At 61.4% G+C, this 14686-nt stretch carries 8 protein-coding genes; 5 read left to right on the top strand and 3 right to left on the bottom strand.

Going from position 1 to position 14686, the window contains the following annotated elements:
* Positions 1–517: 517 nt before the first annotated feature.
* The 5 genes from B9A12_RS10335 to malQ all read left to right on the top strand — a co-directional run bounded on the left by B9A12_RS10335 (position 518) and on the right by malQ (position 8426).
* On the top strand, positions 518–1756 hold the full coding sequence (locus tag B9A12_RS10335) for an acetate kinase (protein ID WP_084057811.1): 1239 nt from the start codon (positions 518–520) through the stop codon (positions 1754–1756).
* 267 nt (positions 1757–2023) lie between these two features.
* Entirely contained in the window at positions 2024–2347 is a 324-nt protein-coding gene (locus B9A12_RS10330) for a carboxymuconolactone decarboxylase family protein (RefSeq protein WP_084057810.1), read from the top strand.
* A gap of 105 nt (positions 2348–2452) precedes the next feature.
* Positions 2453–4375, top strand: coding sequence for a 1,4-alpha-glucan branching protein GlgB (gene glgB, locus B9A12_RS10325; protein ID WP_084057809.1), 1923 nt, complete (start codon positions 2453–2455; stop codon positions 4373–4375).
* A 1362-nt stretch (positions 4376–5737) separates the two neighbouring features.
* Positions 5738–6037 (top strand): hypothetical protein, encoded by a 300-nt coding sequence (locus tag B9A12_RS10320; RefSeq protein WP_084057808.1) that lies wholly within the window; start codon positions 5738–5740, stop codon positions 6035–6037.
* Between the two features lie 151 nt (positions 6038–6188).
* Complete coding sequence (gene malQ / locus B9A12_RS10315) at positions 6189–8426, top strand: 4-alpha-glucanotransferase (protein ID WP_084057807.1); 2238 nt, start codon at positions 6189–6191, stop codon at positions 8424–8426.
* A gap of 164 nt (positions 8427–8590) precedes the next feature.
* Here the strand turns inward: malQ and B9A12_RS10310 are convergent, their stop codons facing one another.
* The 3 genes from B9A12_RS10310 to B9A12_RS10300 all read right to left on the bottom strand — a co-directional run bounded on the left by B9A12_RS10310 (position 8591) and on the right by B9A12_RS10300 (position 14642).
* Positions 8591–10540: a hybrid sensor histidine kinase/response regulator gene (locus B9A12_RS10310; RefSeq protein ID WP_170920529.1), complete on the bottom strand. Its 1950-nt coding sequence runs from the start codon at positions 10538–10540 to the stop codon at positions 8591–8593.
* An 837-nt stretch (positions 10541–11377) separates the two neighbouring features.
* Positions 11378–13423 carry a 3-hydroxyacyl-CoA dehydrogenase NAD-binding domain-containing protein gene (locus B9A12_RS10305; RefSeq protein WP_084057805.1) on the bottom strand — a complete coding sequence of 682 codons (2046 nt, stop codon included), beginning with the start codon at positions 13421–13423 and terminating at the stop codon, positions 11378–11380.
* Between the two features lie 22 nt (positions 13424–13445).
* Positions 13446–14642, bottom strand: a complete 1197-nt coding sequence (locus B9A12_RS10300; RefSeq protein WP_084057804.1) for a thiolase family protein — start codon at positions 14640–14642, stop codon at positions 13446–13448.
* Positions 14643–14686 lie beyond the last annotated feature (44 nt).

Below are 14686 nucleotides of genomic sequence, written 5' to 3'. Positions count from 1 at the left end.
GATCTATCTGGCAGCGCGTGTGATCCGGAGCGGTCGTCGGCTGAAGCTGCAGTTCGGTCGGCATTGTCCCGCTTTTCACGCTTTTCGAAGTGTTTATCTCAAATTTTGTCCAGCGTAGGGATCGCCGCCGCAAAAGCCTGAAAGCTCCTTCGGCCATAAGGGGTGAGGTGTGTCCAAAAATGTCTGAGATGGCATCGTCATGAGGGCTTTTCAGTCCTTGAAAAGGCAATGACCCGAAAAAGTGGCTGAACTGGGGCGTCGGTGACCCTCAAAATGGGTTCCGAAGCCATGCACGTCAGTCCACCCAATCAAATCTCACTGATTCAGGAATAGGATAAAAATGAGATTGAAGAGCGGCGCTCGGTCCACGCGGATAATCTCCGTAGGCAACCATGAAGAGTCCTTTCGCAATTTATTCAGCGGCTCATATAAACCAACCGCCCCAGGTTCTGCAAACGATTGTGTGTGAACGCGACGCCGCGATGGGCAAGAAATTCCAAGAACGGAGCTAAGAGACATGCTTGTTTTGGTTATCAATGCGGGCAGTTCTTCTGTCAAGTACCGACTGCTGGACATGCAGGACGAAGAGCCCCTTTCCTGGGGCCTGGTGGAAAAGATCGGGGAACCGATGGGGCAGGTTTTTCACCAAGGACGGACCTCCAACGGGGTCCATCAGTTCACGGAGAAACTTCCCATCCGGAACCACCGTCAAGCCATGGAACGCGTGGTGAACCTGCTGACCACCAAGGAAGGCGGGGTCATCGATGGCCTGGAGCGCATCGACGCCATCGGCCATCGCGTGGTACACGGCGGAGAGAGGTTCCGACATCCGGTTCCCATCGATGCGGATGTGGTGGAAGGCATCCGGGAGCACATCCCGCTGGCCCCACTCCACAATCCCGGGCACCTGGCGGGCATCGAAACGGCGCTGGAGCTCTTTCCCGGGGTCCCGCAGGTGGCCGTCTTCGATACGGCGTTTCACCAAACCATACCGCCGGCGGCCTATTTTTATGCGGTACCCCATCGGCTCTACCAGGACCTGGGAGTGCGGCGCTACGGTTTTCACGGTATCTCCCATGCCTTCGTGACGCGGCAGGCCTCTCACCTGCTCAACATCCCCTTGGAAAAGGTCAATCTCATCACCCTCCACTTGGGCAACGGTGCGTCCATCACGGCGGTCAAAGGCGGTTGCAGCGTAGACACTTCCATGGGCCTCACCCCTCTGGAAGGCGTGATCATGGGAACCCGATCCGGCAGCTTGGACCCGGCCGTGGTGGGCTACCTGCACCGGCAGGCCGGCATGGACGTGGAGGAAATCATGAACCTTCTCACCCGCGAAAGCGGGCTGTTAGGCATATGCGGGCACAATGATCTTCGGGACATCCACAGAAGGCGCCTGCAAGGGGATGAAAGGGCCCAGCTGGCCTTGGACATGCTCGTTTACAGCTACCGGAAATATGTGGGAGCCTACATGGCAGTGCTGGGCCGAACGGATGCCCTGGTATTCACCGGAGGGATCGGGGAAAACGATGCGGTCGTCCGCGAGTTGGTCTGTCGGAACCTGGAAAACATGGGAGTTTGTCTCGATCCCACGGAAAATCTTCAATGGGAGGGGCGTCCGAAGTGCATCAGCCGCTCCGACAGCCGGGTGCGAGTGCTTGTGATTCCCACCAACGAAGAGCTCGAAATCGCCCGTCAGACCCTACAGGTCCTCTCGGCCCCCGATTCTTGTGGGGCCTGCGCACAAGCACTCTGAGTTGCCCCGGTCTGTGTCAGTCGCTGCCTCTTCAAACAGTTTTTCACATAGCCGCCAATCCGTCGCTCTCGGAGCCTACAACCGGCAACGTCCGGGGAGGAAAGCTCCCTCCCGGACGTTGCCCCCACATCGCCCCCTTTGACTTTGGCAACCACCCTAGCGTCCGCTTCCCTGTTGTCACAGCCCCATGCCTACGATAGGCTAGGTTGCAGGATGGAGGGCGGCTTTCGCCCCACTCTTGTCCAACCTTCTTCAAGGGGGACCGTCATGGAACAAAACAAGATTCCCGACTGGTACAAATCGCTTCGTCAAAAACACACCCGGGTCATGGACGCCCTGGATGAACTGGGCAAGGCCGCCCGTTCGGAGGGCCCCCTGGACGAAAAGACGTCCCATCTCATTCAGTTGGCGGCCGCTGCGGCCATCCGATCCGAAGGGGCGGTCCACAGCCATGCGCGCCGGGCCCTCAAAGCCGGGGCCACCCGGGACGAGGTCGTGCACGCCCTGGTGCTTCTCGTGAGCACCCTCGGGTTTCCGACCGTTTCGGCCGCCTTGAGTTGGGTTTACGATGAGTTCGAAAAGAGCGCTTGAGGTCTCCTCCTGGGCCTCTCTGACCCTGCAGCCTGGCGGCCGAAGGTGCGGGCTCTCAAATCGCTCCATTTATAAGGGGCAAGATCCAGCGGATACGGTGAGGGCATGCATTCCCAAAACGAGCGCTTTTTTACCGACTTCGATATCTATCTGTGGAAACAGGGCAGCTTCTTCCGCGCCTGGGAAAAGATGGGGGCCCATCCCTGCCGAATGAATGGGAGAGACGGCGTTCACTTCGCCGTGTGGGCTCCCAACGCCGAAAGAGTCTGCGTGGTGGGCGACTTCAACGACTGGCGGGAAGGGGCCCATGAGCTGGAGCCGCTGGAAGATACCGGGATCTGGCACGGCTTTGTGCCCGAGATCGGCCCCGGTGTCCTTTACAAGTACGCCGTCACTTCCCGCCACGGAGGCTACAAGGTTCAAAAGGCGGACCCCTATGGTTTTTTTTGCGAGATCCGCCCCCAGACCGCCTCCATCGTCTGGGACCTTTCCGGCCACCAGTGGAACGATTCCCAATGGATGCGCGACAGGGGCCGGGCCAACAGCCGCGAAGCCCCCATCTCCATCTACGAGGTACACCTGGGCTCCTGGATGCGCGTGGCGGAGGAGGGAAACCGCTGGCTCACCTACCGGGAGCTGGCGCCCCGCCTGGCTGAATACGTGACCGAGATGGGATTTACCCACGTGGAGCTTCTTCCCATCACGGAACATCCCTTCGACGGCTCCTGGGGATACCAGACCGTGGGCTATTTCGCCCCCACCAGCCGGTTCGGCACGCCCCAGGACTTCATGGCCTTCGTGGACATCCTCCACCAGAACGGCATCGGCGTCATCCTGGACTGGGTCCCGGCCCACTTCCCCACGGACGAGCATGGCCTGGGATTCTTCGACGGAAGCCATCTCTACGAACACGCCGATCCCCGCCTGGGCTTTCACAACGATTGGAAATCCTTCATCTTCAATTTCGGACGCAACGAGGTGATCAACTTCCTCATCTCCAGTGCCCTGTTCTGGCTGGATGTCTACCATGTGGACGGGTTGCGGGTGGATGCCGTGGCATCCATGCTCTACCTGGACTATTCCCGCCAAGACGGTGAGTGGATCCCCAACAAGTACGGTGGAAACGAAAACCTGGAGGCCATCGCGTTCTTGAAGCGATTCAACGAAGTGGTCTATCGGGAGTTTCCCGACGTCCTGACCATCGCGGAAGAATCCACCGCCTGGCCCATGGTCTCGCGCCCCACCTACCTGGGGGGACTGGGCTTCGGGTTCAAGTGGAACATGGGCTGGATGCATGACACCCTTCTTTATTTTTCGAAGGACCCCATCCACCGCAAATACCATCACAACCACCTGACCTTCAGCATCCTCTATGCCTTCACGGAAAACTTCGTCCTTCCCTTCTCCCACGACGAAGTGGTCCACGGCAAAGGCTCCATGCCGGCCAAGATGCCGGGAGACCTGTGGCAAAAATTCGCCAACCTGCGCCTTCTTTACGGCTACATGTTCACCCACCCGGGCAAGAAACTGCTCTTTATGGGCAACGAATTCGGCCAGTGGTCGGAATGGAACCACGACGCGGCCCTGGACTGGCATCTGCTCCAATACGAGTCGCATCGGGGACTCCAGGCCTGGGTCCGGGACCTGAACGCCGTGATCCGCCGGGAGGCGGCCCTTTACGAGCTGGACCACGACCCCCACGGATTCGAATGGATCGATTGCAACGACAGCGAGCAGAGCACGCTCGTGTACCTGCGCCGATCCAAGCGCGAAGAGGATGTGGTGGTGTGCGCTTTCAATTTCACGCCGGTGCCCCGCCAGCCCTACCGGCTGGGAGTGCCCTTCGGGGGCTACTGGAAGGAAGTGCTCAACAGCGATGCGGACCTCTACGGGGGAAGCGGCCTGGGAAACCTGGGCGGCGTGGAGGCGGAGCCCGTGCCGTTCCACGGACGCCCCTATTCCCTCTCGATCACCCTGCCGCCCCTGGGGGCCGTACTCTTCCAGCCCGCCGAACCCCCGGGCAAATGATCCTTGGAAAGACAACCGGTGCTGTCTGGGAATCACGCCGACGGCGACCGGAGGGCCCCCTCCGGCTCCAGGACCTTGGACGCCGGTGGCTGACGCGGTTCGACCGCCGTCCCTTCCATCCCCACATGCGGAACCTGGCCATTCCATTGCAATCGGCGAGAGATGCTCGGTTTCCAAAGGAGCGCACGGAACATGACGACCTGGTCCCCGACGCCGTGGCCCGGACAACTTAACCAACCACAGACCGTCTGGTCCAAACGTCCGGGCGACCCACACTGCTTATAGGAAGAGACCGGACGTCTCCTTGAGATTGAGCGCATGTTCCGGCGCAGAGGAGGACGCGGGATCACGACCACCAGAATTGCCTCCGAGCCCGGAGGTGGATCATGGTGACGGAGGCCGCTTCAAGGTTCGCGGATATGGTTCTTTCAGGGCCGCCAAGGGCCGGACCACGCCGGCATGGGCAAAGCCCGTGTGATCGTAGGACTTCGCAACGAGTTGGCCCCCAGCAGCATGGGATGAGCCCGAATCCGGAGACTGAGGCTAAGGGTGTCGTTGGATCGGGGAGAGCGAGACGTGAGGTCGAACGCTTTTAGCCGGTTGAAGAAGATGCGACGTCTAAGGCACCCCTAAGGCACGCCCCAAAATGGGTCCGAATCCATGGTCGTCGGTCCACCCAATCACACTTCACTGATTCAGGTTCTCCTTAACGGGGGGATGCTGCTGATCGTAAAGATGCGGAAAAACGTGGGCCAACCACCAGGTACCATGGTAGGTGGGCCATCCCATCATCTCCAATGTCTGTAGTCTGGTGTAAGCCATAAGCCAAAAGATTCTAGGATCCATGATTTTCTCTCCTTGCCCTTTCAAAGCTCTTTGAAATGGACACGCAGGTTCCATTGGACGACACGGAAGATGTACTGATCGAGCCCGCGCCGGATGGGCCTCATGGGGCTGGCCCGGCGGATTGTCACTTGGCGCCTGCCCTTGGGATTAATATAGACTACCGTGTTTCAGGCAGGCAAGGCCATGCTCCGCATCCAACTCGACGACCATGATGTCCAGGCTGCGCTCAAGCACCTGCCCGCGCGCATCTTCCACCTACCACCTGCCATGCAGGACATGGGCGAGCCTTTTGGCCGTGCGCACCGAACCGCGCTTTGGTGAATTTCTGGTGTGAATATGGTGCCATATACTCGAAGCCTTTCCTCCAAGCCTTGCGCTGAGCGCCTAAGGATCCGGTCTGTACAACCCGCCGCCGCCCCCGCGGGGGGCGGATTGATACCGGGAACGGTCCATGCGTGCGGGATACGATAGAAGCGGGGTCTCTGCTGTCAGGTCAGCGAATATGGCGAGGAAGACATGGAAACGATCTTCGACCACGATCCGACGCCCGAGGAACTGGAGGTCGTATTCAACGTGCGGACCGAAGAGGACCTTATCCGATACCGGAAGACACTGGCCGCGGAATCGGATACCCAGCTGGGCGAGATCGCTCGGCTCTACCTGCATCGCGGTGATCCCCAACGAGCCGCCCGATACCTGGCCCATATCCGGGACCCAGGATATCGCCTGACGCTCCAATCGGCCTACCTGCATCCGGATCTCATCCAGGAAATAAGGGCAGATTCCCAATCCGATCTTGCCTGTCCTGGGGACTAGGACAAAAAGGCCAGAGCCGTTCTGGAAGCCGAACGGTTTGGCCGTGTGCCTTGTTCCGCCTGCCAGGATTGGGTAGTCTTCGCCACGGGGTGATTCCTCGGACTTGGGGGACACAGGGAAGGGCTTTTCCGGGGCTGAAGGAGGTTTCAGGGTGGAGAAAGGAGATCGGGAGCAGACTCTGCTCCAGGTGCTCTGTGACCTGGCGGGAGTCCAGACGACCTACCGGGACGGGTGGGGACGGGAACAGAAGGTGCGCCGCGAGGCGCTCACGGCGATCCTCCAAAGCCTGGGATACCCGGCCGAAAGCCCGAAGGACCTGGAAGCCTCCATACGGGCTGCCTTCAAAGAAAAATGGGATTCCGTCGTGGATCCCGTTCAAGTGCTCCCGCAAGACCATCCCGCCGTGCCCCTTGTGGTGACCTTTCCCCAGGGACGAGAGGACGCTTTCTTCCGTTACCGGCTTCGCCGGGAGGATGGGCGTGAATTTTGGGGGGAAGGCCGCTTGGAAGCGGGCATCCCGGTGGATGGAGCCATGGTGGACGGGGTGCGCTACGAGCAACGCCTCTTCCTGGTGAGCGCGCCCCTGCCCCCGGGCTATCATGACCTGGAGCTGTTCCTGTTTCGATCGGGATCCGAAGAAAGCCACGCACAGAGCCTCATCGTGGCCCCGCGCCACGCCTACGTGCCGGAATCTCTCCAGGGGCACCAACGCACCTGGGGCGTCACGGGGCAGCTCTATGGTCTTCGCAGCCAGAACAATTGGGGTATGGGCGACTTTTCCGACCTGAAGGCCCTCATCCACTGGGCGGCCGACCAGGGAGCCGGCTTTGTGGGAACCAACCCCCTTCACCTGCTCTTTCCCAACGACCCTGAAAAGTGCAGCCCATACGCGCCTTCCAGCCGAAAACACCTCCAGCCATGGTATTTGGATGTGACCGCCGTGCCCGAATTCGGTGAGATCCAGCGGGCAGGCGCCCCCCCGTCGTTCCAAGAAGCGGAAAACCGTGTGGAGGAGCTCCGAAACGAGCCTTGGGTGGCCTACTGGAAGATCTGGTCCGTCAAGAGGCGGGTCCTGGAAGAGCTCTTCCGCCATTTCCGAGATCACCATCTTGCCAAAGACACGGAGCGCGCCCACGCCTTCCGCGCCTTCTGCCGGGAAATGGGCGAAGACCTCTTCTACTACGGCGTCTTCCATGCCCTGGACGATCATTTCCGCGCACAGGACCCATCACTTTGGGGTTGGCCCTTGTGGCCCGAACCCTATCGGGACCGCTGCTCCCACCAAGTGAGCCATTTTGCCGAAACCCACCCGGATTCATTGGCCTTTCACCAGTACTGCGCCTGGAATGCCTGGGAGCAATGGACCGCCTGCGGGCGGTGTTCCATGGAACGACACCTGGCCGTGGGGATCTACGGGGACCTCCCCGTGGGAGTGGATCCGGCCGGACTGGATGTGTGGATGGCCCCCCGTCTTTACAATGGACAGGTCCGGCTGGGGGCGCCCCCGGACGATTTCAACGTGAACGGCCAGGAATGGGGCGTGGTCCCCTTCTTTCCCAAAGCCCTCCAAGAGAAGGGCTACGGGCCTTTTATCCAACTATTGCGGGCCAACATGCGGGTCACGGGGGCCCTTCGGCTGGATCACGTCATGGGGCTCACGCGCCTTTATTGGATTCCCCAGGGAGCCAGTCCCCGCGAGGGGGCTTATGTTCACTATCCCTTCCACGACCTGATCCAAATCGTGGCCCTGGAAAGCCTCAGGAACCGCTGCCTGGTGGTGGGTGAAGACCTGGGAACGGTCCCCGAAGGGGTTCGGGAGGCCATGGCCCGCAAGAAGATCTTTGGATGCCGTCTGGTGCTTTTCGAAAAGGACGATACCGGCCGCTTTCGGCACGCCGACGAATATCCGGAACTTTCGCTCGCCTCCTTTGCCACCCACGATCTGCCCACGCTGGAAGGATTCTGGTCGGGGCGCGATCTGGATGTGCGCCAAGAGCTGGACTTGTTCCCATCGGAAGAGGTGGGAAAAAAGATGCGGACCGCCCGGAAAAGGGACCGGAACCTCCTCCTGGAAAGAATCGCCCCCTACCGCACAGAGACCCACGGGGCGCCGGACGGGGTCCTTGCGGAGGGATCCTCCGCCGATGAGGCCACGGCGCGCGCCGCGGCGCTCCATCGCCACCTGGCGGCCACTCCGGCCAAGCTGGTTGCCATATCGCTGGAAGACCTCTGCGGTGAGACGGAACAGGTGAATCTTCCCGGAACCGTGGCGGAACACCCCAACTGGCGGCGGAAACTTTCCGTGGCCCTGGAAGACCTGAACGAAAACCGCCGCGTGCACCTCATCCTGGAGGCCGTGCGGCAAGGCAGGTCGGCTTCCGACCCCTGAGGGACTCCCTGCAGGAGACGGTAGGCCGGGATCCCGAAAGGTTCTCCGAGAACGGGCGAAGCGTTGCTTCCATCACGGCGCAGCCTTTCTGGAGTGCGAAAATAGAGCCCCGCGGCTACGGATAACGGGTCAATGCCTTGCCGATCGGCGCTGGACACCCCTTCTCAGTCCTCCTCCGACGGGGCGCTTCGGTCCCCATCGGCCTCGGCGGCCTGGGCCCGAGCCATGGCGTCCTGCAGCTCCGCAGCGGTGAAGGGCTTTTTCAAGAAGGAAAGGGCACCGGATTCCAGAAGGTCCTGGACTTCGTCCGCCCTGCTGAACCCGCTGCACACGATCACGCGAAGACCCGGACGGACCGCCCGCATGCGCTTGAACAGCTCGCTGCCGTGCATGTCGGGAAGGATCACGTCCAGGAAGACCCATTGGAAGGGCTCCGGCGATTCTTCCAGGATGCGGAGCGCCTCCTCTCCCGTTTCAGCAAAGACCGTTTGGTGCCCCAGTTCCTGGAAGAGAGCTTCGGCGATGTAACGCACCAGGGGTTCGTCTTCGATGAAAAGGACCGTGCCCGCTCCCCCGGGGATGGATTGGGCTTTCGGTCCAGGCACGTCGGCGGCCGGAAGATAGACGTGGACCGTGGTGCCTCGGCCGGGCTGGGACTCCAGATGGATGGCGCCTCCGTGGTTTCGAACGATACCGTAGGCGGCCGCCAGTCCCAGTCCCCGGCCCTGAAACCGGGTGGAAAAGAAGGGCTCGATGGCCCGCTCCAGGGTGGCGGCGTCCATGCCGTGGCCGTCGTCTCGGACCATGAGATGCACATAGGCTCCGGGCGAAAGCCCGCCCAGTTCCGCCGCTTCCTCCGCGTCCAGCATCACGTTTCGGCAGGCCACCCGGACGGTGCCGGCCTCGGAGAGCGCCTCGCCCGCATTGGCCAGCAGGGCCGAAAGCACCATCTTGAGCTGGGAGTAGTCCGCCTCCACCAGCCATGTGTCCTCCGGAGCGTCCACGTCCAGGCGCACGGTGGGGGCCAGGTGGTAGCGCAGATTGGGCACGGCCTCTTCCACAAACCGGGCGAAGGATCGCTTCTCGACCTGATACTTGCCTCCGCGGGCGTAGGCCAGAAGCTGGGCGGTCAGGTCCCGCATCTGCAAGCAGGCATCCCGCATCTGGGACAAGCTCTGGAGCTGGGGCGCGTCCAGGGAGGAGTGGAGGGCCATGAGATCCATGTGGCCCAGGAGGATGGTGAGCAAGTTGTTGAACTTGTGCGCGATCCCTCCAGCCAGGGTGGCCACGGCCTCCATCTTCTTGGACCGCTCCAGCCGCTCCATCAGCTGCAGGCACTTCTCTTCGGCCAGTTTCTTTTCCGTAACGGGCACCACCATCTCCAGGGCGGCCACCACCCGGCCCTCGTCGTCCGTGATGGGCGTGGCCATGATTTCCGAATAGACGGGATTTCCCCGGGCGTCCAGCCCCTGCTGTTCGTGGATGGCTTTGACGGCCCCCGCCTCGAAGACGCGTCGGACCCCACAGCCGGGGCAGATGTTCCGGCGTTGGTTGTAGAATTCGTAGCACGGTTGATCGCAGGGATCGCCGAAGAGGTCCCTGAGCACCTGGTTGCTCCAGAGTACCCGATAGTCGCGGCCGATGATTGCCAGGCCCGTTCTCATGTGTTGGGTGACCGTTTCCAGCCACTCCTTTTCCCGGGAAAGGCTCCGCAAACATTCCTGTTCCGGCGGCCGCGCGCGCCGACGTGCCAGGGCCTTGCGCACCGCCTCGGTCAGCTGATCCGCGTCCTTCAGGGGCTTTTCCAGGAAGAGGAAGGTGCCGCCTCCCTTGATGGACGCCACGGCGCTTTCTTTAGGGCCGCTGGTTGTGAGCACGATCACTTCCACGGAAGGATCCAGCTCCTTTGCCGCGCGCAGCAGGTCGAAGACGTCCATGTCCGGCAGGCGCATGTCGGTGATCATCACCTCCACAGCGCCTTTACCCAGAACATTCAGCGCCGCCTCCCCGCGGTGGGCGCTCACCACCGCGTGGCCTTCATTGGCCAACACGCGTGCCGCGAATCCACAGGCATCCTCTTTGTCGCTTACCACCAAGATCGTCGGGTGCTTCATGTGCCGCCTTCCATCTTTCGAGTGGGCTGTGGGTGGGCGATGAAGGGAAGGCACGAAGGCGCTCCGGCCTTCCTCAAAACGGCGGAACTCCATGGGGTGAAAAGAAGAACAGAAGACATGATACAGGAACGAGACGTCCAAAAAGGAAGCCGGAAACCATGCGGCAGCCTTTGGCGGGCATCTGCACCTGCACTCTCTCCGCACGCCGGGTTGAACCGAAACGAGTGGAAGACATCGAAGCAACGTCAAGATCTACTGATTTATCCTATCGTATTGGGGCGTTTCTGAAAAGATTTTCGATGATGCCATCCGGTTCCGGCCCAAATGGGCCTCATTCCATGACATTTGGACTGTGTGGGTGGGGGGATTCCTAGGTCATCGCAACCGCGCCCTTCCTGGCTGGGACACCAGGAGTACGGAGGGTGCGTGGAGCCGCGTTTTCCGGTCGTTTGTGGGAGCGAGAGACTTCCCTGCGGTTGCGGTCGATGGGCCCGTGGGCAAATGGCCTCGGGGTGAGGCGGCGGACGGGGACGTGGGAGGCGCACACCTGAAGGGAAACAGCGAGGGTGAAAAAGGGCGGGCGGCCGCCCTGGTGGCAGCCGCCCCGTATCGCCCTCTCCCAGCCCCTCCAACCGGGTCGGGCGGAACCCGCTTTGTGAAGATGCCCGACGGCCCGAAGGCCGTCGGGTTTCGGACGGTACCAGACCGCCTTCCCCATTCGGTCCGGCCCCGCCCGCAGGCCGTGGGGGAACGCCCCCGGGGGGGCGTTCCCGAACCTTTTGGGAGGGAAAGGCCTGGGAGGTTCCTTGGGTCTTTCCCCTGTTTTGACCTTGCCTTTTAGAAGCTGAAGAAGACCTTCTGGAGCACCTTGGGGGTGATACCCGCCATGTCCAGATACATGGTGATGCCGCCCATGAAGAAGGGCCAGCCGGCACCCATGATCATGGCCAGGTCCACATCCCGGGAGCTGTCCACCACCTTTTCCTCGAGGATCAGGTCGATTTCGCGAGCCAGGTTGTGCAGCACCCGGTCGCGGATCTCGTCGGGATGGAACTCCTTGTCGCCCTTCTTTTCCCAGAGCTTCGCCACTTCCGGGTTGACCTTCTTCACCTTGGAGCCCGGCACGTAGATGCTGGAAATACCGGCGTCGATGAGCTTCTTGAAGTTGGCGTTGACCGGGAAGCGCTCAGGCCCGAAGGCGCGGTTGAGCGTTTCGCACACGTGGTAGGCCACGGGAAATCCCACCAGGGCCAGCAGATCGAAGGGGGCCATGGGCATGCCCAGGGCCAGCAGGGCCTCGTCCACCTGGATGAAATCGGCGCCTTCGTCCACCATGGTGAGACAGTCGGAAAGCATCTTGGTGAGCAGGCGGTTCACCAGGAAGGCCGGGGCGTCCTTGACCAACACGCCGGTCTTTTTGAGTTTTTTCGCCAGGTCGAAGGCGGTGGCCAACGTTTGGTCATCGGTCTGGGGCGTCTTGATGACTTCCACCAGCGGCAGCACGGCAACGGGATTGAAGAAGTGGAAGCCAACCACCCGCTGCGGGTGTTTCAGATCCGATCCCATTTCGGTGACACTGAGCGAGGAGGTGTTGGTCGCCAGGATACACTCGGGACTGACCACCGCCTCGACCTCGGCGAAAACCTGTTTCTTGATGTCCATCCGTTCGAAGACGGCTTCGATTACGAAGTCGCAATCGGCGAAATCATCGTAGCTCAAGGTGCCTTCGACCAGGCTGGAAAGGTGACGGGCGCGGGCTTCGGGCATGCGGCCCTTTTCCACCATCTTCTGGAATTCTCCGCGCACGTAGGCCACGCCCTTGTCCACGAATTCCTGCTTGATGTCCTTCATCACCACGGGCACGCCCAGCCGGTAGATGAAGACCTGGGCCAGCTGGGAGGCCATGAGGCCGGCGCCGATGATGCCCACCTTCTTGACGGGCTTGGGCTTCACGTCCGGGATGCCCTTGACCTTCTTGGCATAGCGGTTGACCAGGTCGAAGGCGTAGATGGAGCACTTGCACTGGCGGCTCTTGACCAGGTCGCCCAGGGCCTTGTTCTCTTCCTCGAATCCCTGGTCGATGTCCCACTTGACGGCCCCTTCCACCAGCTCAATGGCCCGGTAGGGAGCCGGGGCCGCACCGTGGACCTTGCTGTCCACAAAGGCCTTGGCCTTGCTGACGACGGTCTTCAGGTTGGTGGTCTTGGGCGCCTGCCGCTCCACCTTCTCCTTGCCGGCAATGATGTTCACCAGGAACTGGAGCGACTCGTCGAAGAATTCGGCGCCGTCGAACAACCGGTCCGCCAGGCCCATTTCGTAGGCCTTGGGGCCGTTGATCATTCGGTTCTGGTTGAGCGCGTTGAAGACGATGAGCTCCAGGGCCTTTTCCGGGCCGATCAGCTTGGTGGCCAGGGTGCACCCGCCCCAGCCGGGGATGAGCCCGATGAAGCATTCCGGGAATCCCATGGCCGGCACGCTCTTGGCCACGGTGCGATAGTTGCAATAGAGGCCGATCTCCAGCCCGCCACCCAGGGCCACGCCGTTGTAGGCGGCCAGCGTCGGGAAGGGCAGATCCATGAGACGCTTCATGATGGTGTGGCCGTTCTTGCCGATCTGGTAGCCCTGTTCGAAGGTGGTCACGAAGGGCACCTGGGTCAGATCCGCGCCGGCAGCGAAGATGTGGGGTTTGCCCGTGAGCATGAGGCCTTTCACATCGCTTTCGGCCAGCACCTGATCGATGGCTTGGTTGAGCGACATGAGGGCCGCTTCGCTGAAGACGTTGGGCTTCTTGTAGTCGCGACCGTTGTCCATGGTCACGATGGCGATCTTGCCCACGGGGGAGTTCCAAAAGTTGACCAGAAATTGGGTTACCGGTTCGCCCATGACGTTCCCTCCTTGCCTCACCCTATTCGGATTTGGTGTTCTGCACGTTTTCCCAGATGATCGAACCACCCTGACCCAGCCCCACGCACATGGTGGCCAGGCCGTACCGGGCTTCCGGATGTTCTTCGAAGTAGTGCATGAGGTGCACCACCAAGCGCGGTCCGGAAGAGGCCAGAGGGTGTCCGAAAGCGATGGCGCCGCCGTAGGGGTTGAGGCGCTTGTCATCGGGAAACTTCATGCCGAATTCCTTCATGTAGGCAATGGCCTGCACCGCAAAGGCTTCATTGAGCTCAACCACGTCCAGGTCTTCGAACTTGAGGCCGGTGCGGGCGAGCACCTTCTTGGTGGAGGGAATGGGCCCGTAGCCCATGATCTCGGGCTTGACGCCTGCAAAGGCATAGCCCACCAGGCGCATCTTGGGCTTGAGACCCAGCTCCTTGGCCTTTTCTTCGCTCATGAGCAGGACGCCGCAGGCACCGTCGTTCAAGCCGGAGGCGTTTCCGGGGGTCACCTTGCCTTTGACGCGGAAGGGCGTGCGCAGGTTGGCCAGACCTTCCATGGTGGTTTCGGGGCGCGGCTGCTCGTCCCGGTCGGCCACCTTCCAGCCGTTCTTGGTGTAGACGGTCATGGGGACGATCATCTTCTGGATCTTGCCTTCTTGGTAGGCCTTGGCGGTCTTCTTCTGGCACAGGAGCGAGTACTCATCCGCCATTTCCTTGGTGATCTCAGGAAACATGTCATGCAGGTTTTCGGCGGTCTTTCCCATGACCAGAGCATCTTGGGATACCAGCTTTTCCGTGAGGAACCGGGGGTTGGGATCCGCCGTGGCGCCCATGGGATGGTGGCCCATGTGTTCCACACCGCCCGCGATGGCCACATCACAGGCACCCACGGCGATCTCCGAGGCGGCGCAGGCGACGGCCGTCATGCCGCCCGCACACATGCGGTCCACGGAATAGCCCGCCGTGGCCACGGGCAGCCCGGCCAGGATGGCCGTGGTGCGGCCCATGGTGAGCCCCTGGTCGCCTTCCTGGGTGGTGGCGCCCCAGACGTTTTCTTCCACCATCTCGGGCTTCACCTGGGGATTGCGGCGCATCAATTCCCGAATGACCTTCACCACCATGTCGTCGGCGCGGGTCATCCAAAAAATGCCCCTTTCACCGGCCTTGCCGAATGCTGTGCGAATGCCGTCCACCACTACCACGTCTCTCGCTTTCATGAGACTTCCTCCTTCGTTGAGCGTCAGGGCGGGGAAGCCGGGGC

The organism is Desulfacinum hydrothermale DSM 13146 (genome assembly GCF_900176285.1).
GTDB classification, from domain to species: Bacteria; Desulfobacterota; Syntrophobacteria; order Syntrophobacterales; family DSM-9756; genus Desulfacinum; species Desulfacinum hydrothermale.
The sequence above is the reverse complement of the archived record's forward strand: the minus strand, read 5'-3'. Positions and strand labels throughout refer to the sequence as shown.

Coding starts and splice junctions, on each gene's coding strand:
- B9A12_RS10335 (WP_084057811.1), top strand. CDS start 518: ATGCTTGTTTTGGTTATCAATGCGGGCAGTTCTTCTGTCAAGTACCGA.
- B9A12_RS10330 (WP_084057810.1), top strand. CDS start 2,024: ATGGAACAAAACAAGATTCCCGACTGGTACAAATCGCTTCGTCAAAAA.
- glgB (WP_084057809.1), top strand. CDS start 2,453: ATGCATTCCCAAAACGAGCGCTTTTTTACCGACTTCGATATCTATCTG.
- B9A12_RS10320 (WP_084057808.1), top strand. CDS start 5,738: ATGGAAACGATCTTCGACCACGATCCGACGCCCGAGGAACTGGAGGTC.
- B9A12_RS10310 (WP_170920529.1), bottom strand. CDS start 10,540: ATGAAGCACCCGACGATCTTGGTGGTAAGCGACAAAGAGGATGCCTGT.
- B9A12_RS10305 (WP_084057805.1), bottom strand. CDS start 13,423: ATGGGCGAACCGGTAACCCAATTTCTGGTCAACTTTTGGAACTCCCCC.
- B9A12_RS10300 (WP_084057804.1), bottom strand. CDS start 14,642: ATGAAAGCGAGAGACGTGGTAGTGGTGGACGGCATTCGCACAGCATTC.